At 75.1% G+C, this 20,449-nt stretch carries 15 protein-coding genes and 1 riboswitch; of the genes, 6 read left to right on the top strand and 9 right to left on the bottom strand.

Features of this window, described 5'->3' with window-relative positions:
- Positions 1–2 precede the first annotated feature (2 nt).
- Together NXY84_RS05925 and NXY84_RS05920 are read left to right on the top strand one after the other, a co-directional pair.
- Entirely contained in the window at positions 3–518 is a 516-nt protein-coding gene (locus tag NXY84_RS05925; protein ID WP_258726198.1) for a hypothetical protein, read from the top strand.
- Positions 491–1,744, top strand: a complete 1,254-nt coding sequence (locus NXY84_RS05920; RefSeq protein WP_258726197.1) for a prolipoprotein diacylglyceryl transferase — start codon at positions 491–493, stop codon at positions 1,742–1,744. Before NXY84_RS05925 ends, NXY84_RS05920 begins: the two co-directional genes overlap by 28 nt.
- Here the strand turns inward: NXY84_RS05920 and pulA are convergent.
- The 3 genes from pulA to NXY84_RS05905 all read right to left on the bottom strand — a co-directional run bounded on the left by pulA (position 1,710) and on the right by NXY84_RS05905 (position 10,186).
- Complete coding sequence (gene pulA / locus NXY84_RS05915) at positions 1,710–7,571, bottom strand: pullulanase-type alpha-1,6-glucosidase (protein WP_258726196.1); 5,862 nt, start codon at positions 7,569–7,571, stop codon at positions 1,710–1,712. The two genes, NXY84_RS05920 and pulA, sit on opposite strands and share 35 nt — an antisense overlap.
- Positions 7,572–7,804: 233 nt before the next feature.
- Positions 7,805–8,791, bottom strand: coding sequence for a malate dehydrogenase (locus tag NXY84_RS05910; protein WP_258726195.1), 987 nt, complete (start codon positions 8,789–8,791; stop codon positions 7,805–7,807).
- 177 nt (positions 8,792–8,968) lie between these two features.
- Positions 8,969–10,186, bottom strand: coding sequence for an NADP-dependent isocitrate dehydrogenase (locus tag NXY84_RS05905; RefSeq protein ID WP_258726194.1), 1,218 nt, complete (start codon positions 10,184–10,186; stop codon positions 8,969–8,971).
- Positions 10,187–10,460: 274 nt separating this feature from the next.
- Here NXY84_RS05905 and NXY84_RS05900 point away from each other — a divergent pair, with 274 nt between their 5' ends.
- Positions 10,461–11,522, top strand: a complete 1,062-nt coding sequence (locus tag NXY84_RS05900; RefSeq protein WP_258726193.1) for an aquaporin — start codon at positions 10,461–10,463, stop codon at positions 11,520–11,522.
- A gap of 133 nt (positions 11,523–11,655) precedes the next feature.
- On the opposite strand, the gene NXY84_RS05895 is transcribed toward NXY84_RS05900, so the two are convergent.
- Entirely contained in the window at positions 11,656–12,153 is a 498-nt protein-coding gene (locus NXY84_RS05895; protein ID WP_258726192.1) for a DUF3017 domain-containing protein, read from the bottom strand.
- Positions 12,154–12,190: 37 nt separating this feature from the next.
- Between NXY84_RS05895 and NXY84_RS05890 the strand changes: the two genes are divergently transcribed.
- Positions 12,191–13,516 carry an FAD-dependent oxidoreductase gene (locus NXY84_RS05890; protein WP_258726191.1) on the top strand — a complete coding sequence of 442 codons (1,326 nt, stop codon included), beginning with the start codon at positions 12,191–12,193 and terminating at the stop codon, positions 13,514–13,516.
- Positions 13,517–13,574: 58 nt separating this feature from the next.
- Here NXY84_RS05890 and NXY84_RS05885 read toward each other — a convergent pair whose 3' ends face one another.
- Positions 13,575–14,165: a DUF2867 domain-containing protein gene (locus NXY84_RS05885; RefSeq protein ID WP_258726190.1), complete on the bottom strand. Its 591-nt coding sequence runs from the start codon at positions 14,163–14,165 to the stop codon at positions 13,575–13,577.
- 324 nt (positions 14,166–14,489) lie between these two features.
- Here NXY84_RS05885 and NXY84_RS05880 point away from each other — a divergent pair, with 324 nt between their 5' ends.
- Positions 14,490–14,876: a nitroreductase family deazaflavin-dependent oxidoreductase gene (locus NXY84_RS05880; protein ID WP_258726189.1), complete on the top strand. Its 387-nt coding sequence runs from the start codon at positions 14,490–14,492 to the stop codon at positions 14,874–14,876.
- A 117-nt stretch (positions 14,877–14,993) separates the two neighbouring features.
- On the opposite strand, the gene purH is transcribed toward NXY84_RS05880, so the two are convergent.
- Together purH and NXY84_RS05870 are read right to left on the bottom strand one after the other, a co-directional pair.
- A complete protein-coding gene (gene purH / locus NXY84_RS05875; protein ID WP_258726188.1) occupies positions 14,994–16,628 on the bottom strand; it encodes a bifunctional phosphoribosylaminoimidazolecarboxamide formyltransferase/IMP cyclohydrolase in 1,635 nt (544 codons plus the stop codon).
- Between the two features lie 43 nt (positions 16,629–16,671).
- Positions 16,672–16,765, bottom strand: a riboswitch (ZMP/ZTP riboswitch).
- Positions 16,766–16,769: 4 nt separating this feature from the next.
- Complete coding sequence (locus NXY84_RS05870) at positions 16,770–17,510, bottom strand: TetR/AcrR family transcriptional regulator (protein ID WP_258726187.1); 741 nt, start codon at positions 17,508–17,510, stop codon at positions 16,770–16,772.
- Positions 17,511–17,636: 126 nt separating this feature from the next.
- On the opposite strand from NXY84_RS05870, the gene NXY84_RS05865 reads away from it, so the two are divergent.
- Positions 17,637–18,638 carry an NAD-dependent epimerase/dehydratase family protein gene (locus tag NXY84_RS05865; RefSeq protein WP_258726186.1) on the top strand — a complete coding sequence of 334 codons (1,002 nt, stop codon included), beginning with the start codon at positions 17,637–17,639 and terminating at the stop codon, positions 18,636–18,638.
- Positions 18,639–18,758: 120 nt separating this feature from the next.
- Here NXY84_RS05865 and NXY84_RS05860 read toward each other — a convergent pair whose 3' ends face one another.
- A complete protein-coding gene (locus NXY84_RS05860) occupies positions 18,759–19,583 on the bottom strand; it encodes an ABC transporter permease (RefSeq protein ID WP_258726185.1) in 825 nt (274 codons plus the stop codon).
- The gene (locus tag NXY84_RS05855) at positions 19,580–20,386 is read right to left on the bottom strand and encodes an ABC transporter ATP-binding protein (protein WP_258726184.1); all 807 of its coding nucleotides are present in this window, start codon (positions 20,384–20,386) and stop codon (positions 19,580–19,582) included. Before NXY84_RS05855 ends, NXY84_RS05860 begins: the two co-directional genes overlap by 4 nt.
- Positions 20,387–20,449: the final 63 nt, after the last annotated feature.

Raw genomic sequence — 20,449 nt, 5'->3', positions numbered from 1 at the left:
CGATGACGACACGACCGGAGCTCGCGGACCTGCTGCCGGCGCTCGCCGGCGTGCTCGCGGAGGCGCGCGAGGCGCCGTCCGGCGACGCCGAGCGGGCGGCGGTCGCGCGGTTCCTCGACGGGCTCCTCACGGTCGGGCGGGCCCTCACAGCGCACCCGGAGCTGCGCGCCGAGGCCGACGTCGCGCTCTTCCTGCAGGAGTCGGGGAGCCAGCTCACGTTCCTGCACACCGCCGTCGACCACTACCGCGCCATGGCCGCGCACGAGAGCTACGGCGCGTGGGAGGACGGCGAGTGGGAGCGTCTGCTCGAGCGGCGCTCGTCGCTCCAGCTCGCGGGCGACCTGTACCGCGGCACGCCGTACGACGGCTATGCCGACATCCTCGAGCTCGACGACCTCGACGAGCTCATCCGCGACCGCGGCCGCAGCGAGGGCTTCCCGCCGAGCCACCCCGTCCCGCCCGGCATCCCGACCTCGCACTGGTGGTGGTGGTGGCCCGGGTCGCCACCGGGACCGTGACGGCGTCGACCCCGGTGCCCGGCGCGCGCCGCGTCTCGGCGTACACCGTGTGCGGCGCGCTCGGGACCGCCGCGGCGACCGCGGTCGCCGCGTGGGTGCTCGGCCTGCGCGGCGCACCGCCCCTGCTCGCGGTCGGCCTGCTCGCCGCGGGGCTGGTCGCGGCCGCCGCGGTCGCGGTCGCGGCGCAGGCGCTCCTGCACCGGCACACGCTCGTCGCGGTGCACGAGCTCGCGGCCGTGGGCGTGGCAGCCGCCGGGGTCGCCGCGGTCGCACGCGTGCCCGTCGCGGACGTCCTCGACGCCGTCGTCACCGGGTGCGTGGCTCTGCTCGCGGTCGGGCGGCTCGGCTGCCTGCGGGTGGGCTGCTGCTACGGGACGCCCGCACGCCACGGGGTGCGCTACGGCGTCGACCGCGTGCGGGACGGCTTCCCGGCGCACCTGTGCGGGGTTCCCCTCGTCCCGGTGCAGGCCCTGGAGTCCGCGGCCGCCGGGGCGGTCGCCGTCGGCGGCGTCGTCGGCGTGCTCGGGGGCGCCGCGTCGGGCACCGTCGCCGCGGGGGCCACCGTCGCGTACGTGTCCGCCCGCTTCGTGCTGGAGCTGTGGCGCGGCGACAGCCCGCGCGCCGGCGCGGCTGGGCTCACGCACGCGCAGTGGTCGGCGTGCGGCGCCGCACTCGCCGTCGCCTGCGTGGCCGCGGTCGGAGGCGGCGGCCGGGCGTGGCACGCGTGGTGCGCCGCGGGGCTCGTGCTCGGGGCCGCGCACCTCGTCGCACGCCGACGCCGGGCCGGGGCGTCGGGGCGGCTGCTCGACGCGGCGCACCGCCACGAGCTGGTCCGTGCCGTGCGGCAGGCGTTCGGCCCGGCCGACGGCGGGCCCGTGCAGGTGGTCCGCACGTCGCTCGGGGTGTGCGTCTCGGGCGGCGCCGGCGCGACCGGTGGACGGTCCTGGGCGCACGCCACGGTGTCGTTCCCGTGGCCCGTCGACCCCGCGCGGGCGGCGGCCACGGCCCGCCTCGTGCGCGCGGTGCGCGACCCGTCGAGCCGGCTGACCCTGCTCGCGCGCGGACCGGACCGCGTCCAGGTCGTGCTGACCCCGCAGGAGCCCCGCACGGCGACCGGCGCCGCACGCGTGGTGCGACGCCGGTCGGTGCTGCCGGGGACGGGCTCGGGGCGGGTCCCCGGCAGCGTCGGGGTCAGCGGCGGAACAGGTCGGACCACCAGTCCGTGACCCGGTCCCACCACGACGTGTGGTGCTCCTTCTCGACGAGCACCGCGACGGTGCGCGCCGGGACGGTGACCGCGCCGTCCGCCGCGACCCACTGCGTGGCCTTGACGACCGGGTCGCTGCCCTTCGCCTGGACCGGCGAGAGCGCGAGGCGGTGCCCCGCGAGCTCCGGGACGGTCTGCGTGGTCGCCTCGTCGGACGCGTTGACCACGACGAGCACGCCGTCGAGCTTCTTGTCGGTCTCCCGACCGACCGTGTCGTCGATCCGCATGACGACCACGCCCGGGTCGGCGTCCGGCCCGGAACCGGGGAACGTCACCTTCTTCTCGATCTGCGCCGCCGAGCCGAGCCGGAACAGGTCGGTCGAGAACCGCAGGCGCAGCAGCTCCTCCGCCGCGGTCGACGCCGCCTGGATGTCCGCCGGCGCGGGCTTGAGCGCGGGGTTCGCGAGCAGCTCCTGCTGGATCGGCCACTTCGCCTCGTTGTCGGCCGCGAGCGGCAGGCCCCGGCCGAAGCCGTTGTCCTGGCCGGACAGGTCGAGGAGGTTGAACCAGTCGCCCGAGTCGTAGGAGTTGCGGTCGAGCGACTTGCTGCGCAGCAGGTCGGTGCCGGCGTGCCAGAACGACGGCGTCTGCGCGAGCGCGGTCGTCGCGAGCGAGACCGTGTTCATCCGCACCCGGTCGGGCATCGCGGTGTCGACCGGGAGCTTGTACGTCAGCGAGTCGAACAGCGTCTCGTTGTCGTGCGCGTCGACGTACGTGACGACCTCCTCGGGCGAGTCCGCGTACCCGGCGGGCTGGCCGTTGTAGTCGATCTCGGCGCCGGTCCGGACCGTGCCGTCCGAGGCGAGGAACGCGTAGTCGCGCAGGTTGCCGGCCATGCCGAGCCGCACGAGGTCGCCCTGGTGCGCGGCCCGGGCGAGCTGCTCGGCCTCGGTGCCGTTGACCGCGGCGCCGTTCGGGTCGGTCGCGACGCCCGAGCCGAAGCCCTGGACGCGCGGGTCCTCGTCGAACGGGCCGCCGCCGCGCACCGCGTCGCGCAGCCGGTCGCTGAACGTCCCGATGCCGGTGCCGCCGAGCTGACCCTGCGTGGCCTGCGTGAACAGCCGGTTGTCGGCCACCTCGCCGAAGTTCCAGCCCTCGCCGTACAGGTAGACCCGCTTCCCGTCGACGCCGTCCCTGCGGACGGTGAGGTCGTCGAGCGCGTCGCGCACGGCCAGCATGTTCTCGCGGGAGTGGTGCCCCATGAGGTCGAAGCGGAAGCCGTCGACCTTGTAGTCGCGGGCCCACGTGACGACCGAGTCGACCATGAGCTTCTCAGCCATTGCGTGCTCGGTCGCGATGTTCGCGCAGCACGTCGACGTCTCGACCGCGCCCACCGCGTTCAGGCGGTGGTAGTAGCCGGGCACGACGCGGTCGAGGATCGACGTCGAGGCCTGGCCGCTGGCGGCGGTGTGGTTGAAGACCTGGTCGAGCACGACCTGCAGGCCGTCCGCGTGCAGCGCGCCGACCATCGTGCGGAACTCCGCGACGCGGGCCCCGCCGTGCGCGTCGACCGCGTACGAGCCCTCGGGTGCCGACCAGTGCAGCGGGTCGTAGCCCCAGTTGAACGCGTCGCCGGCCCGGACCGCCTCGATGCACTCCTGCTGCTCCGGGGAGTCCGGGGCGTAGACGGCGAGGTCGCACTGCGGCACGAGCTGCTCGGCGCGGTCCTCCTCGATCGTCGCGATGTCGAACGTCGGGAGCAGGTGCACCGTCGTGAGCCCCGCGTCGGCGAGGTCCCGCAGGTGCTCGCGCCCGGTGCTCTCGACGGCGAACGCCGAGTACGTGCCGCGCTTCTCGGCCGGGACGGTCTCGTCCGAGATCGAGAAGTCCCGCACGTGCAGCTCGTAGATCGTCTGGTCGACGGGCCGGACGACGGGCTGCTTCGCCTTCTCCCACTGCTTCGGGCGGTGGGCGCCGTCGGCGAGGTCGACGAGCACCGAGTGCGTCGAGCTCAGGGTGAGCGCGACCGACGACGGGTCGGTCACCTCGTTGACCTCGACCGCGTCCGTCGACGGCACGTAGACCGTGACGGCGTAGCGGTACGCAGCGTTCTTCCATACCTTCTCGCCGCGGACCGTCCACGAGCCGTCGTCGCCGCGCTCCATCGCGACGCGCGTCGGCTCGGCGCCGAGGTCCGGCTTCCCGGACCCCGGGCCCTGCGAGCCCTTGGTGGCGGGCCAGACCAGGAGCTCGACGTCCTGCGCGGTCGGGGCCCACAGGCGCAGCGTCGGGACGCCCTTGCGCCACGTCGCACCGAACGCGCCGTCGTCGGCGGCGTCCGCGTACAGGTCGTCGAGCACGCCGGGAATCTGGACCCCGCTCGCCGCCTGCAGCGTGCCGTCGTCGCCCGCGGCCCGCTGGCTCACGAGCAGCTCGCCGCGCAGCAGCGCCTCGACCTGCGCGCGGTCCACGCCCTCGAGCCCGAGCGCGACGTAGCCGCCGAGGGCCGGGAAGCGGTCGAGCTGCTCCTCGGTCAGCCCGCCGTCCCGCACCGTGAGCGGGAACGTCTCGCCGCCGGTGACGTCGCCGTCCGCGACCTCGACCGCGCCGTCGGGCGAGCCGTGCAGCGCGAAGACGAGGTCGGCCGGGTCGGCGTCGCCCACGAGGGGGGCCGGCCACGCGAGCGTGGTCTCGTCGACCCAGTGCGCGCGCTGCTCACCCGTGCCCGGCAGCGACGGGTCGGCGCCGCCGATCGTCAGGACATGCGTCGCGAGGACGTACGAGAACGTCACGGACTCGCCCGCGGCCGCCGCGAACGTGATGTTGGCGCCGCCGGGCACGCCGTCGGCCCCGTAGTTCTCCTCCCATGAGAGGCCGTGCGCGACCTTCGCCTCGAACGTGGCCGCGTCCGCGAACGTCGCCGTCGCGGTGAACGTGCCGTCCCCGTCCGGGTCCTGGAGCCACGGCGCGAGGCAGTCGGGCGACCAGTCCGCCGGGCAGCCGAGCTCGCTCTGGTGGCTGCCGGGGACGGTGAGGAGCGGGCCCTGCGCGCTCGACGTGAACCAGTGCGTGACCGGGTCGTAGACGAACGTCACCGGGCCGCCGGCGTGCGTGTAGCGGACGTTCTCGCCGCCGAGCACACCGCCCGCGCCGTAGTTGACGTCCCACGTGCCGTCGATCGCGACCTTGTACTCGTACGTGCCGGCCGGGACGTCGAACGTCCCGGAGTACGCGCCGCCGGGCTGCCGCGTCAGGCGCGCGGTCTCGCACGCCGGCTGCCAGTCGCCCGGGCACCCCATCGCGGCGTTGTGGCTGCCGGGGACGGAGACCACGCCGCCGTCCGGCTCGGGCTCGGTCGGCACCGCGCCGTCGAGCGCGACGCCCACGCCCGCGTAGGTCGAGGCGGCGGTCCGCTCGCCCGCGGCGTCGACCGTGACGGCGCGGTACTCGACGACGGTGCCCTTCGCAAGCCCGGTGACGTCGTGGAAGACGCGCGGGTCGGTGTCCTCGGCGGTGCCGAGCGGCGTCCACCCCTCGTCGCCGAGCACGCGGTAGGCGAAGGACGTCTCGGTCCACGACGCGTCGGGGACGTCGGCGGCGACCGGGGCCACCCCGGTGACCGCGGCGCCCGCAGCGGGGACCTCCACCGCGACGTCGGGGGCGTCCTCTGCCCACGCGGCGACCTGGGCGTCGGCCTTCAGCACGACCGCGGACAGCGCCGGGACCGTGAGTGTGACCGCGCCCGAGGCGTCGGCCGTGACCGTGGCGTCCGTGCCCGCGAGCGGCGCGAACGTCGCCCCCGGGGTGAGCGTCGGGACCGTGACCGTCGCCGCCTCTGCCGCGTTGTTGAGCGCGACGAGGTGCTCGACCTTCTCCTCGCGGTCGACCCGCGAGAAGGCGTACACCGGGCCGTCGCTGTACCGCTCGACCTGCGCACCGGTCGCGAGCGCGGGCGTCGACGAGCGCAGCGCCGCGAGCTCCGCGATGTGGTCGTAGAGCGGGGCGTCGGTGTCGTACCGGTCGACCGAGCCGGCCGGGGTGCCGTCGACGAGCGGCTGGTCCGCGTACTCGGCCACCTGCGTCGCGAACAGCGTCTGGCGGGCGTCCTTGTCCTTGCCGCCGAGCGACCCGGCGCCGACGAAGCCCTGCTCGTCGCCGTAGTAGACGACCGGCTGGCCGCGCGTGAGGTACATGAGCGAGTGCGCGAGCTCGTCGCGCGCGAGGGTCTCCGCGGTCGGGGTCCCCGAACCTGCGAGCGCGTAGCCGATGCGGCCCATGTCGTGGTTGCCGAGGAACGTCGGCAGCGCCGAGGCGCTCGTGTCCGGCGTCGTGTAGTAGTCGTCGGTCGCGAACAGGTCCCGCAGGCCCTGCGCGGAGAAGCCCTTGGCGTAGCCGGCCGCCCCCGCCTGGAACGCAAAGTCGAGCACCGAGCTCATGTCGGTGTTCCGGACGTACGGCGAGAGCTTCTTCGCGTCCGCGTCGTAGACCTCGCCGAACATGAAGAAGTCCGGCTTGCCGTTGGCGCGGGCGTAGTCGCGGACCTGCGTGGTCCACTCCTCCCAGAACTCCATGTTCACGTGCTTGACGGTGTCGATCCGGAACCCGTCGATGCCGAGGTCGACCCAGTCCTGGTACACCTCGACGAAGCCGTTGACGACGGTCGGGTGCTCGGTCATGAGGTCGTCCAGGCCGTCGAAGTCGCCGTAGGTGACGGACTCCCCCGTCCACGTCGAGTTGCCCCGGTTGTGGTAGAGCGTCGGGTCGTTGAGCCAGGCCGGGACCTTGAGGTCGGCGTCGGCGGGGGCCACGACGGGCGTGTACGGGAACGACGTCGCGGGGTCGAGCTCGGGGAACTCGCCCGTGCCGGCGTGGTCGGCGGGGTCGAACTCGTCGCCCGCCGCGTCCGTGTAGGGCCGAGTCGCCTGGTCGACGTAGGAGTACTGCTTCTCCGCGTAGTCGACGACGTCCGCGGTGTGGTTCGTGATGATGTCGAAGTACACCTTGATGCCGCGCTCGTGCGCGTCCGCGATCAGGGCCTCCAGCTCGGCGTTCGTGCCGAGGTGCGGGTCGATGCGCGTGAAGTCGGTGATCCAGTAGCCGTGGTACCCGGCGGAGGCGTTCGCGCCGGTGCCCTGGACCGGGCGGTTGGCGAACGAGGGGGTCAGCCAGATCGCGGTGGTCCCGAGGCCCTCGATGTAGTCGAGCTGCTCGTGCAGGCCCGCGATGTCGCCACCGTGGTAGAAGCCCTTGTCGGTCGGGTCGAGGCCCGTCGTGAGGCGGTCGCCGGTCAGCCCGCCGGTGTCGTTGGTGGTGTCACCGTTCGCGAACCGGTCGGTCATCACGAAGTAGAACTGCTCGGCGGAGCCGGGCTGGCGCACGGGCGCCGCGACGAGGGCGTCGTCCGCCTCGGTGTAGGCGCCCGTGAGGTCGAGCGGGGTCAGCGCCGTGCGGTGCGTGGTGTCGTCGTAGGTGAAGCGCACCGCGGACTCCCCCGCGAGCACCAGCGGGGTGTTGTCCCCGCTGCCGTCCGCGCCGTAGGACTCGTCCCACGCGTCGTCGACCGCGACCTTGTACTCGTACGTGCCCGCGGGCAGCGTCACCTCGAGCGCGTACCGGCCGTCGGTGCCCGTCGGGGCGAGCTCGGTCTCGGCGCACGCGGGCGCCCAGTCCTCCGCGCAGCCGAGCTCGTCCTGCAGGGAGCCGACGAGCGCGAACGTGCGGGGTGCGGGCTCCGTCGCGGCGCTCGCCGGACCGGTCGCGGGGCTCGCGACGAGACCGACGGCGACCAGCGCGGCCGCTGCCAGCGCTGAGGTGGTGGTGCGGATGCGCGCGTCGGCAGCAGCCATTCCGGGGACTCCTTCGTCACCGCACACCGGCGTGCGGAAAGGGACGTGTCGGGCTGACCGTACATACTGTTCGCAAGTTTCAGCAAGACCTTGCAGGGTGCGCGATCGCGCAGCGCCGCCTCTACGCCTGCAGCGCGACGACGAGCCGGTCGCCGTACCCGCCCCGACACGCGTGCGGGCCGCTCCCGGGCGGACCCGGAGAGCGACCCGCACGGTCGTCGAGGAGAGGACGCTCAGAGGAGCCCGAGCGAGCGGACCGCGTCGCGCTCCTCGCCGAGCTCCGCGACCGACGCGTCGATGCGCGCGCGGCTGAACTCGTCGATCTCGAGGTCGGGCACGATGTGCCACTCGCCGCCCGAGGACGTCACGGGGAACGACGAGATGAGGCCCTCGGGGACGCCGTAGGACCCGTCCGAGACCACCGCGGCCGACGTCCAGTCGCCCTCGGGCGTGCCGTTGACCCACGAGTGCACGTGGTCGACCGCCGCGTTCGCCGCCGAGGCCGCCGACGACGCGCCGCGCGCCGCGATGATCTCGGCGCCGCGCTTGGCGACCCGCGGGATGAACTCCCCCTCGACCCAGGCGTGGTCGTCGACGACCTCGGTCGCCGGGCGCCCGCCGATCGTCGCGTGCGTGATGTCCGGGTACTGGGTGGCCGAGTGGTTGCCCCAGATCGCGAGGCGCTGGATGTCGGTGACCGACGCCCCCGCCTTCGTCGCGAGCTGCGTGAGCGCGCGGTTGTGGTCCAGGCGGGTCATCGCGGTGAAGCGGGACGTCGGCACGTCCGGCGCGTGCGACGCCGCGATGAGCGCGTTCGTGTTCGCGGGGTTGCCGACGACCAGCACCCGGATGTCGTCCGCCGCACCCGCGTTGATCGCCTCGCCCTGCGGCTTGAAGATGCCGCCGTTCGCGGAGAGCAGGTCGCCGCGCTCCATGCCCGCGGTCCGCGGGCGGGCGCCGACGAGCAGCGCGACGTTCGCGCCGTCGAACGCGGCCGTCGCGTCGTCGAAGATGTCGATGCCGGACAGCAGCGGGAACGCGCAGTCCTCGAGCTCGAGCGCGACGCCCTCGGCCGCCTTCACGCCCTGCGGGATCTCGAGGAGCTTGAGCCGCACCGGCGTCTGCGCACCGAGCAGCTGGCCGGACGCGATGCGGAACAGCAGCGCGTAGCCGATCTGGCCGGCAGCTCCGGTGACGGTCACGTTCACGGGCGTTGTCATGGTCCGGGATCTCCCTCGATCGGTCGCTGCTCGGGATCAGGTGCTGCGGGGAACTCGCCCCCACACGCTACGACGCACGGTACCCGGGGCCCAGGGGCCGTGCCGGGCACCGTGCGTCGCGGTGCGTGCGGGTCGTGCAGGGTGGCGCCGTGCGTGCGGCGGCGCCGACGGGGCAGGTCAGGCCAGGCGCGCGGCGAGGTTCTCGTCGAGCGCCGCGAGGAACTCCTCGGTCGTGAGCCAGGCCTGGTCGGACCCGACGAGCGAGGCCAGGTCCTTGGTCATCTTGCCGCTCTCGACGGTCTCGATGACGACCTTCTCGAGGGTCTCCGCGAACTGCGTGACCTCGGGCGTGCCGTCCAGCTTGCCGCGGTGCTTGAGGCCACCGGTCCAGGCGAAGATCGACGCGATCGGGTTGGTCGACGTCGGCTTGCCCGCCTGGTGCTGGCGGTAGTGGCGCGTGACCGTGCCGTGCGCCGCCTCGGCCTCGACGGTCTTGCCGTCGGGCGTCATGAGCACGGACGTCATGAGGCCGAGCGAGCCGAAGCCCTGCGCGACGGTGTCGGACTGGACGTCGCCGTCGTAGTTCTTGCACGCCCAGACGTAGCCGCCCTCCCACTTCATCGCGGCGGCCACCATGTCGTCGATCAGGCGGTGCTCGTACGTGAGGCCGGCGGCGGCGAAGTCCGCGGCGAACTCGGCGTCGAACACCTCCTGGAAGATGTCCTTGAACGCGCCGTCGTACGCCTTGAGGATCGTGTTCTTGGTCGACAGGTACACGGGGTACCCGCGCTGCAGGCCGTACGCGAACGAGGCGCGCGCGAAGTCGCGGATCGACTCGTTGAAGTTGTACATGCCCATCGCCACGCCGCCCGCCTCGGGCATCGTCACGACCTCGAACTGCTGCGGCTCCGAGCCGTCGGCCGGCTCGAACGTCATCGTGATCTTCCCGGCGCCGGGCACCTTGAAGTTCGTCGACTTGTACTGGTCGCCGTGCGCGTGACGGCCGATGATGATCGGCTTGTTCCAGCCCGGCACGAGGCGCGGGATGTTCGAGATGATGATCGGCTCGCGGAAGACGACGCCGCCGAGGATGTTGCGGATCGTGCCGTTGGGCGAGACCCACATCTTCTTCAGGCCGAACTCCTCGACGCGCGCCTCGTCGGGCGTGATCGTCGCGCACTTCACGCCGACGCCGTGCTCCTTGATGGCGTGCGCCGCGTCGATCGTGACCTGGTCGTCGGTCGCGTCGCGGTTCTCGATCGACAGGTCGTAGTAGCGCAGGTCGATCTCGAGGTACGGGTGGATGAGGCGGTCCTTGATGAACTGCCAGATGATCCGGGTCATCTCGTCGCCGTCGAGCTCGACGACCGGGCCCACTACCTTGATCTTCGCCATGCGGGATCTCCTGAGCTCTCGTGTGCTGTCCGGCGCCAAGATTACTCGACATCGAGAGACTTTGCCCCGACCGTCCGCCGGCGGGCACGGTCGGGCGCCCCACGTCGCCCGCGGACGGGCGGGTGAAGCGCTTCAGCACGGGCCGACGGACGAGCGTCCCGGGCTTACCCAGGACGCGTGCAGGTTCGGCTGGCATGCTGACCGGTGCTGACCGCCCGCGCCCGGCCCCGCAGCCGCCGGTCGCGCCGCCCCCCTCCTCGACGACAGGAACCCCATGTCCCAGGACAACACCGGAACGCCCGAGGCCACCGGCCCGGACGCCGTGATCCCCGACGCCTCCACCACGCCCGCGGTCGGCGCGGGCGGCACCGTCCCGGCCGAGCCGTCCACGAGCACCGCCGCTCCCGTCGGCCTCGAGAAGCCGGCACCGGCCGCCGCGCCCCCGCCCGTCCGGCCGGCGCCCGTGGAGCCCGCCCCCGTCGCCACGCTCGACGACGACGTCGCGCTCGCGCCCGTCGCCGTCGCGGCCGTGCCCGTCGGCCCGGGTCTCGGCCCGCGCCTCGCCGCCGAGGCGTTCGGCACGCTGTTCCTCGTGATCGCGGGGCTGGGCACCGCCCTGTACGCGAACATCACCGGGCTCGGCGGCGGGCCGCTCGCGACCGCGCTGGCTTTCGGGCTCGCGCTGCTCGCCGGCGCCGTCGCGGTCGGCTACGTCTCGGGTGGGCACTTCAACCCGGCGGTCACGCTCGGCGCGGCGATCGCCGGCCGCACGTCGTGGAAGGACGTGCTGCCCTACTGGCTCGCCCAGCTCGTCGGCGGCGTCGCCGCGGCCGCGGTGCTGTACGTGACGCTCTCGTCGTTCCCGACCCTCGCCGAGCAGGCCCGCGAGTTCTTCTCGTCGGTCGCCAACGGCTTCGGCACGCACTCCCCGATCGGCGCGCAGGTCCAGGGCGAGGGCTTCTCGCTGCTCGGCGCGCTCCTCATCGAGGTCGTCATGACCGCGATCTTCGTGGGCGTCATCCTCGGCTCGACCGACCGGCGCTCGACGAACAGCCTGGCGCCCGTCGCGATCGGCTTCGCGTTCGTCGTCGGCCTGCTCGTGACCATCCCGATGACGAACGGCAGCCTCAACCCCGCGCGCTCGACGGCCGCGGCGGTGTTCTCGGAGAGCTGGGCGTTCGGCCAGCTCTGGCTGTTCTGGGTGGCCCCGCTGGTCGGCGCCGCGCTCGCCGGCCTGCTCTACCGCGCGTTCGGTGCGGAGCCGGTGCAGGACGACCTGCTCGGCGAGGACGACGTCGTCGTGCTCACGGGCGACGAGGCCGAGCGCGCCCTCTGACCCGCGGGGGGCGCACGCCCCGCACCGCCCCGCACGCAGCGCCCGAGCGGCCGTGGACCTCCACGGCCGCTCGGGCGTCTCTGCGCCCGGGCCGTGGTGGCCGGCCCTGGGCGACCGAGCCGGCGCGCGGCCGTCAGCTCGTCGGGATCGCCTGCGAGAGGACCCCGATGCCGACCGCGAGACCCGTCAGCACCGCGACGTCGAGCGCCCGTGCCCGCACCGCGAGCGCGACCGGCGCGGGCTCGGGCACCACGGCACGGACGACCGCCGACATCGCGAGGATGGCCGCGATGACGAGCGCCCCGGCGGCGCCGCCGCGCACGGTCGCGACGACGCACGCGGTCACCAGCCCGGCGGCGACGAGCCACAGCGACCAGTTCCGGCTCGCGGCGAGCGACTCGCGCGCGATCTGGCGCGGGTCGAGCGGCTTCTCCTCGGGCGGGATCACCGGGAAGCCCGCGGTCGACGTGTCCAGGGGCGTGACCTGCGGCTCCGGGCCGCCGTCGGGGCGCAGCGCGGCGGGATCCCCCGGGCCGGGCGCGCGCCGCGCACCCGGGGACGGCGGGGCCGCCGCGGCGGGGCGCGGCTGCGGGTCGCGGGCGTGCTGCGGGTGGTGCGGGTCGTGCGCCATCGGTCTGCCTCCTGCGCGTGAGACTACCGTTGCGCCCGTGACCGACCCCGCCCCGCGCTCGCCCAGGTCCGTCGTCGTCGTCGGGGGCGGGCTCGCCGCGCACCGCACCGTGACGGCGCTGCGGGAGCAGGGCTTCACCGGTTCCGTGACGCTGCTCGGCGCCGAGGGCGTCGCACCCTACGACCGGCCGCCGCTGTCCAAGCACCTGCTCGACCGGCCGGAGCCGGTGTGGCTCGCGGACGACCTCGGGGTCGACGCGCTCGCGCTCGCCGACGACGTCCGGCTCGACGAGCCCGCGCGCGCGCTCGAGGTGCGCGCGACCGACGTCGTCGTCACGACCGACGAGGGGACCGTCGTCGCGGACGCGGTCGTGCTCGCGAGCGGGGCGCACGCCGTCCGGCCTCCGGGGTGGGAGAACGCGCACGTGCTGCACACCGCGGACGACGCCGCGCGGCTGCGCGCGGCGCTGCGCCCGGGGGTCCGGCTCGTGGTCGTCGGCGCCGGGTGGGTCGGGGCCGAGGTCGCGGGCGTCGCGGCCGCCGCCGGTGTGCACGTCACCGTGGTCGAGGCCGCGCCGTCGCCGCTCGCCGCGGCGCTCGGGTCGCACGTCGGGGCGCTCACCGTCCCCTGGTACGCGGCGGCGGGGATCAGGCTGGTCACCGGCGTCGGGGTCGCCGAGGTGCGCACGGACGGCGTGCGGCTCACCGACGGCCGGGACCTCGACGCGGACGTCGTGCTCGCCGCGGTGGGCGCCCGGCCGGCGACCGCGTGGCTCGACGGCGCGCTCCCGCTCGACCCCGACGGCGCGGTGCGGGTCGACGCGACGTGGGCGCCGGCGGGCGGACCGCGGCACGTGCGCGCGGTCGGCGACGTCGCGCGGCGGCGCTCGCCCCGGCACGGGCTCGTGCCCGGCGGGCACTGGGACGGCGCACTCACCGGGCCCCCGGTCGCGGTGCGGGACCTGCTGCGACCCGGGTCGCTCGGCGCCGCTGCGGCGGGTGCGGCGGGTGCGCGAGCGGAGGCGGCGACGGGCGTGGACGCCGACGTGCACGGGCACCCGGTCGACGCCGTCGGACCCGGGGACGACCCGGCCCCTTACGTGTTCTCGACGCAGCTCGGGCACGACCTGACGCTCTACGGCCACCGCGGCGAGACCGACGACGCGGTGCTGCGCGGTGACCCCACCGCCGGCGGCTGGACCGCGCTGTGGTTCGCCCGCGGCACCGACGAGCTCACCGCGGTGCTCACGGTCGACCGCCCGCGGGACGTCGCCGCAGCGCGCCGGCTGTTCTCCGGCGCCCGCCTCCCCCGCGTGGACCGCGACGCCGCCGCCGACCCCGGGCGGCCGCTCCCCCGTCCGTAGCCGGCGCGCCCCCCGGCGCCCGCCGGGTGCACCGCTCGAGGACGCCGGGACCGGGCCGTCAGCGAGCCGCGGGCCTCGCGGCCGGCTCGCGCCACCGCCGCTCGATCCCGCGCAGCAGCGCCGGGTACACGAGCAGGTGCCGGAACGGCGCGATCGCGGTCATGTACGCGGCGCCGAGCCGCCCGTTCGGCCGGACGAGCACGGCCATCCGGCCGGTGTGCCCACCGTCGCCGTCCGGCACCCAGCCCAGGTGGAGCACGGCGTGCACCGTCCGGTTCGCGGTCTCGGCGACCCACTCGTCCTCGGTCGCGTAGAGCGGCGTGAACGGCGCGGGGTCCGGGCCGCCGGGCGGCATGCGCAGGTCGGCCGGCAGCCGCTCCCGCAGCGACGGGACGCGTGCGCCGAGCCCGTCGTCGGGCCGGTCCCAGCCGAGCGCGGCACCGATCCGCTCGCGCGCGGCCCACAGCGCCCGCACGACGGGCGGGGCGTCGTCCGGGAACCGCCCGGCGAACATGGCGTCGACGAGCCGCGGCAGGTCGTCCGGGCCGCCGGGCGTCGCGAGCGCCCACACGTCCTCGACCCTGAAGTCGGGTGCGACCTCGTGGATGCGCCAGGGGGCGTCGGTGTGGGCGGCGGTCGGGAGTCTCATGGGTCCTCCGAGCAGGCGCGGGACCCCCGGGCGGACCCCGGGCGCCGACCGCGGCGTGAGGGGCACGCCGGTGCGGCGCGCCCGGGTCGACCATAGGGACGGTGACCTGTGACGACGCTGAGCCGCGGCCTGGGCCTGGGGCACGCGCAGCGCTACGGTGACCCGGGTCGGCGTCGACCTCGAGGACGGTCATGGGCACAGCGGAGGGACCCGGTACCGCGGGCCCCGGGAGCCCCGGGAGCCCCGGGAGCCCCGGCAGCACCGCGGGTGCCGCCGCGGTGGGTCGTCACGACGGCGTGGCGCGTCCACCGCGCCCTGCACCGGGTGAGCGGCGGACGCTTCCTGTGGACGACGTCGAGCAGGCGCGGCTGGGGTGCGCTGCGGCTGACGACGACCGGCCGGAGGTCCGGTGCCGAGCGCAGCGTCATCCTGGGCTACCTCGAGGACGGCCCGAACCTCGTCACGCTCGCGATGAACGGCTGGGCGGAGGGCGACCCCGCGTGGTGGCTCAACCTCCAGGCCCACCCGGACGGGACGGTCCGGCTCGCCGGGCAGGACGCGCGCCCGGTCCGCGCACGGTCCGCGACGGGGCCGGAGCGTGCGCGGCTGTGGCAGCGGTGGATCGCCGTCGACCCGCAGCTCGACGCCCTGACGGCGTCACGGTCGACCGCGACCGCCGTCGTGGTCCTGGAGCCGCGGGTGGCGACCTAGCCCACCGCGCGCCCGCCGCGACGAGCGGCGCCGCGCCGCGGGTGCGCCGCGCCTCGGGTGCGCCGCGGCCCTGAGGTGCGCCGGTGTGCTGCACCGGTGCACCCCAGGGCCGGCACCTCAGTGCGCGAAGTGGCGCGTGCCCGTGAGGTAGAGCGTCACGCCGGCCGCCTGGGCCGCCGCGACGACCTCCTCGTCGCGCACCGACCCACCGGGCTGGACGACCGCCCGCACCCCCGCGTCGAGCAGCACCTGCAGGCCGTCCGCGAACGGGAAGAACGCGTCCGAGGCCGCCACCGCGCCGCGGGCCCGCTCGACGTCGCCGGTGTTGGCCCGCTCGACCGCGAGGCGGCACGAGTCGACCCGGTTGACCTGGCCCATGCCGACGCCGACCGACGCACCGTCGTGCGCGAGCAGGATCGCGTTGGACTTCACGGCCCGGACCGCGCGCCACGCGAACACGAGGTCCGCGAGCGTCGCGTCGTCGGCGGCGGCGCCCGCGGCCAGCGTCCACGACGCCGGGTCGTCACCCGGTGCCGTGATGCGGTCGGCGACCTGGAGCAGCACCCCACCGGTCACCGGGCGCAGCTCGACGGGGGCGGCGTTCGGCGTGCCGGCGACCGTGAGCAGCCGGATGTTCTTCTTCTGCGTGAGCAGCTCGACGGCCTCGGGCTCGAACGACGGCGCGACGACGACCTCGGTGAAGACGGGCGCGATCTGCTGCGCGGCCGCGAGCGTCACCGGGCCGTTCGCCGCGATGACGCCGCCGAACGCCGAGACCGGGTCGCACGCGTGGGCCTTGGCGTGCGCATCGGCGATGTCGGTGCCGACCGCGATGCCGCACGGGTTCGCGTGCTTGATGATCGCCACGGCCGGGCCGTCGTGGTCGTGCGCGGCGCGCCAGGCGGCGTCGGCGTCCACGTAGTTGTTGTAGCTCATCTCCTTGCCGTGCAGCTGCGTCGCGCCCGCCAGGCCCTCGCCCGCCGCACCGTCCGTCGAGAGGTACAGCGCGGCGCCCTGGTGCGGGTTCTCGCCGTAGCGCAGCACCCGGCCGCGGTCCCACGTGCCGCCGAGCACCGCGGGGAAGCCGGACTCGCCCGCGACCGCGTCGGGCGCGTAGGACGACGCGAACCACGACGCGACGGCCACGTCGTACGCGGCGGTGTGCGCGAAGGCGTCGGCCGCGAGGCGACGGCGCTGCGCCAGCGTGAACCCGCCGGCCGCGACGGCCTCGGCGAGCTCCGCGTAGCGCGCAGGGTCGACGACGACCGAGACGCTCGGGTGGTTCTTGGCGGCGGCGCGCACCATCGACGGCCCGCCGATGTCGATGAGCTCGACGCACTCGTCGGGCCCCGCGCCCGAGGCCACGGTCGCGCTGAACGGGTAGAGGTTCACCACGACGAGGTCGAACGGCTCGACCTCGAGGGCGGCGAGCTGCGCGACGTGGTCGGGACGGCGGGTGTCGGCGAGGATCCCGGCGTGCACGCGGGGGTGCAGCGTCTTGACGCGCCCGTCGAGGCACTCGGGGAAGCCGGTCAGGTCCTCGACGCGGGTGACCGGGACCCCGGCGGACGCGATCGTGCCGGCCGTCGACCCGGTCGAGACGAGCTCGACACCGGCGGCGTGCAGCGCGGTCGCAAGCTCGACGAGGCCCTGCTTGTCGTAGACGCTCAGGAGCGCGCGGCGGACGGGCCGGCGCGTCTCGGGGGCGGCGGGGTCGAGGACGGGCTCGAGGGGAGTGAGCTCGTGGGACATGGCGGTGACCTCCCGGGTCGGTGGTCTCGTGAGACGTCATGGACCCGAGCACCCAGGCGAACGGTGCGACGGTAGGTGGTTCCGGCCGCTCCCCGGTGGTTCAGCCCACCTCAGGTACGCCAGTCACGGCCGGCACCGATCCTAGCCGAGGTCGACGTGCAGTCCGATGCCGGCCGACGTCGTCGCGATCGTCACGTCGAACAGGCGGTCCGCGTCGACCGCGACGTTGTGCAGGTGGCCGAACAGCTCCGCGCTGATCGCGCCGACCAGGGACACGAACAGCGACATCGACCGGGTGAGCGCGAGCGCGACGTCGTCGGGCACCTCCTCCTCGGGGCCGAGGCCCGCGAACGCGTAGACGTCCGGCTCGACGAGGCCCCGCGGGTCGTAGCCCGGGCCGACGGGACGCAGCGAGCCGTCGGCGTGCGCGGCGAGGAGCACGCGCACGACGACACCCCAGAGGCGCAGCGCGGGCGCGACCGTGTCCGTGGGTGCGCGGTATCCGCGGACGGGCGTGCCGTAGACGAGCTCGAAGGAGTGCGGGTTCGCGATCGCCCAGGCGCGCACGGCCCGCGCGGCCTTGAGCCAGCGCTGCGCCGGCGCGTCGCCCCGCTGCTCCGCGGCACGGTCGGCCTCCTCGGCCGCGGCGCCCGCGGCGTCGTACGCCTCGACGATCAGCAGGGTGAGCAGCGCGTCCCGGGACTCCACGTAGCGGTACACCGCCGAGGACGCGACTCCGAGGTCCCGCGCGACGGCGCGCAGCGAGAGGCTCGCCGCACCGTCCGCCACGAGGTGGGCCCGGGCGCTCGTGAGCAGCTCCGCCATGATCTCGGCGCGGGCGCGCTCGCGGGCGCCGCGGGGTGCGTTCGTCGGCTCGGCCATGCTCCCGAGCATGCTGCACGAGAGCGGTGCCCGCAAACGAGAGCACCGCTCTTGACATCGGAGGCGCAGAGCGGAAGCATCGCTCTCAGACGAGAGCGCCGCTCTCACTGTGGATCGGAGCACCTCATGGCTCGTCACGTGGTCGTCGGCAAGGGCCCCATCGGCTCGACCCTCGCCCAGCATCTCGCCGACGCGGGGCACGAGGTGCTCGTGCTCAGCCGCTCCGGTGGCCCCGCGGTCGCCACGACCCCCGCGGGCGGGACCGTCGAGCACCGCGCCGCGGACGCGACGGACCCGGAGGAGCTGACCCGCGCGACGCGCGGGGCCGTCGCCCTCCACAACTGCGTCAACCCGCCCTACCACCGGTGGACGACCGACTGGCCGCCCGTCGCCGGAGCGCTGCTCGCCGCGGCCGAGGCCACCGGCGCGGTGCTCGTCGTCGCGGGCAACCTCTACGGCTACGGGCGCGGCACTCAGCTGATGCGCGAGGACTCCCCGCTCGCCACGACCGAGACCAAGGGCGCGGTGCGCGCCGCGATGTGGGCCGAGGCGGAGCGCCGCCACCGGGCCGGCGCCCTGCGTGCGACGGAGGTCCGCGGGAGCGACTACCTGGGCCCCGGCGCGCAGGCGCACGCGCACGCCGGCCCGCGCATGCTCGAGCCGCTCCTCGCCGGGAAGCCGCTGTACCCGATCGGCTCGGCCGACACCGTGCACTCGTGGACGTACCTGCCCGACTTCGCCCGCGCCCTCGCCGCCGCCGCGGTGACCGAGGCCGCCTGGGGCCGCCCGTGGCACGTCCCGTCGCCCGAGCCGCTGACGTACCGCGAGGTCGCGACCCGCTTCGCGACCGCCGCCGGTGCGCCCGCCCCGCGGATCCGGACCGTCCCGCTCGCCGTCGTGCGCGCGGTCGGTCTCGTGAACCCGATGATGCGCGAGGTCCACGCCATGGGCTACCAGTTCGTCGAGCCGTTCGTGATGGACACGACGGCCTCCGAGCGGGCCCTCGGCGTCACGGCGACCCCGTGGTCGCGCGTCGTCGAGGAGACGCTGGCGGCGTGGCGCGCCGAGACCGGCCACACGGCCGACGGCCGGCGCTCCAGTACCGGCACCGGGCGCGCTGCGGCGTGACGCCCGGACCTCCGGCGCGCGGGCGGGACGCGACACGTCCGCCCCACCGGAGGCCCGGGGTGGCGACAGCCCGCCCCCGGCACGAGCAGCGTGCCGGGGGCGGGCCAGGGAGCCGGGGCCTCAGCGTCGCTCGCGCCGGTACAGCGCACGGGCCCACGCGTAGCCGGCCCCGCCGAGGACCACCGACCACCCGAGCGCCAGGAGCGTCGTCGAGGTGTCGGGCGCCGTGCCGGCCAGCAGGGCGCGCGTCGTCTCGATCACCGGGGTGAACGGCTGGTACTCGGCGAACCAGCGCACCGCCGGCGGCATGGTCTCGACGGGCACGAACCCGCTGCCCAGGAACGGCAGGGCGGTCAGCATCATCGGGGTGTTCGACGCCGTCTCGACCGACTTCGCGGCGAGCCCCATCGCGACGCACAGCCAGCTCGTCGTGAAGGTGACGAGCGTGAGGAACCCGGTCAGCGCGAGCCAGTCGAGCGGACCCGCGCCCGGGCGGAAGCCGAGCACGACGGCCAGCACGAGCACGAGGACGACGGCCGCGAGCCCCTGGACGACCGTGCCGAGCACGGGCCCCCCGAGCACGGAGCCCGGCGAGATCGCCATGGTCTTGAACCGCGCCATGATCCCGCTCGTGGCGTCCATCGCCGCGGTGATCGCGACGCTCTGCGCCGCCCCCACGACCGCGAACAGCAGGATCGCGGGGGTGATGTAGTCCAGGTACGCCGCCCGGCCGTCCGCCCCCGCGGCCACCCCGGGCGCCACGCCGGCACCGAACGCGCCGCCGAACACGAAGACGAAGAGCAGCAGCAGCGCGATCGGGATGCCGACCGTGAAGCTCGTCAGGCCCGGGTAGCGCGCGGCGCGCAGCAGGTTGCGGCGCAGCATCGTGAGGGTGTCGGCGACGGGCCGGGCGCCGGCGGTCGGGATCAGGGTCGCGGTGGTCATGAGGCCACCTCCTTCGAGGTCGTCGGGGTGGTGGTGCCGGTCGGGCCGCCGGCCGCGGGCGCGTCGGTGGACGGCTCCGTGAGGCGCAGGAAGACGTCGTCGAGCGACCCGGCGTCGTGCGCGGACTTGAGCTCGTCGGGCGTGCCCTCGGCGACGATGCGCCCGCCGTCGAGGACCGCGACGCGGTCGGCGAGCCGGTCCGCCTCCTCGAGGTACTGCGTGGTGAGCAAAATCGTCGTGCCGCCCGCCACCAGGGTGCGCACCTCGTCCCACAGCGTGCGGCGGCTGCGCGGGTCCAGGCCCGTGGTGGGCTCGTCGAGGAACACGACCGCCGGGTGCCCGACGAGCGTCATCGCGAGGTCGAGCTTGCGGCGCATGCCGCCGGACCACGTCGACACCGGCTTGCCCGCCGCCTCGGTGAGGCCGAGCTGGGCCAGCAGCTGCTCGACGCGCTCGCGCCCCTCGCGGCGGCCGAGGTGGTGCAGCGCGGTCATGAGCCGCAGGTTCTCCGCCCCGGTGAGCAGGTCGTCGACCGCCGACGCCTGACCCGTGACGCCGATCGCGGCGCGCACGGCACCGGGGTCGGTCACGACGTCGTGGCCGGCGACGTGCGCGCTGCCGCCGTCGGAGCGCAGCAGCGTCGACAGGACGCCGACGGTCGTGGTCTTGCCGGCGCCGTTCGGGCCGAGCAGCGCCGTGATCGTGCCGGGCTGGACGACGAGGTCGACACCGTCGAGCACGGTGTGGTCCCCGAAGGACTTGCGCAGACCGCGGAGCGCGATCGCAGGAGCTGTTCCAGGCATGGCTGTACTCCGTCTCGTGGTGCGGGTGGAGCGGTGGGGCCGGGCGGCGGCGGAGCGCCGGGC

The sequence above is a fragment of the Cellulomonas sp. NS3 genome, from assembly GCF_024757985.1.
GTDB lineage: Bacteria > Actinomycetota > Actinomycetes > Actinomycetales > Cellulomonadaceae > Cellulomonas_A.
Note: the sequence above shows the minus strand (reverse complement) of the source record. Positions and strands in the feature narration are given on the sequence as shown.

Bases quoted from the DNA above. Each gene is read 5' to 3' on its own strand.
- NXY84_RS05925 (WP_258726198.1), top strand. From the start codon at position 3: ATGACGACACGACCGGAGCTCGCGGACCTGCTGCCGGCGCTCGCCGGC.
- pulA (WP_258726196.1), bottom strand. From the start codon at position 7,571: ATGGCTGCTGCCGACGCGCGCATCCGCACCACCACCTCAGCGCTGGCA.
- NXY84_RS05910 (WP_258726195.1), bottom strand. From the start codon at position 8,791: ATGACAACGCCCGTGAACGTGACCGTCACCGGAGCTGCCGGCCAGATC.
- NXY84_RS05905 (WP_258726194.1), bottom strand. From the start codon at position 10,186: ATGGCGAAGATCAAGGTAGTGGGCCCGGTCGTCGAGCTCGACGGCGAC.
- NXY84_RS05900 (WP_258726193.1), top strand. From the start codon at position 10,461: ATGTCCCAGGACAACACCGGAACGCCCGAGGCCACCGGCCCGGACGCC.
- NXY84_RS05895 (WP_258726192.1), bottom strand. From the start codon at position 12,153: ATGGCGCACGACCCGCACCACCCGCAGCACGCCCGCGACCCGCAGCCG.
- NXY84_RS05885 (WP_258726190.1), bottom strand. From the start codon at position 14,165: ATGAGACTCCCGACCGCCGCCCACACCGACGCCCCCTGGCGCATCCAC.
- purH (WP_258726188.1), bottom strand. From the start codon at position 16,628: ATGTCCCACGAGCTCACTCCCCTCGAGCCCGTCCTCGACCCCGCCGCC.
- NXY84_RS05870 (WP_258726187.1), bottom strand. From the start codon at position 17,510: ATGGCCGAGCCGACGAACGCACCCCGCGGCGCCCGCGAGCGCGCCCGC.
- NXY84_RS05865 (WP_258726186.1), top strand. From the start codon at position 17,637: ATGGCTCGTCACGTGGTCGTCGGCAAGGGCCCCATCGGCTCGACCCTC.
- NXY84_RS05860 (WP_258726185.1), bottom strand. From the start codon at position 19,583: ATGACCACCGCGACCCTGATCCCGACCGCCGGCGCCCGGCCCGTCGCC.
- NXY84_RS05855 (WP_258726184.1), bottom strand. From the start codon at position 20,386: ATGCCTGGAACAGCTCCTGCGATCGCGCTCCGCGGTCTGCGCAAGTCC.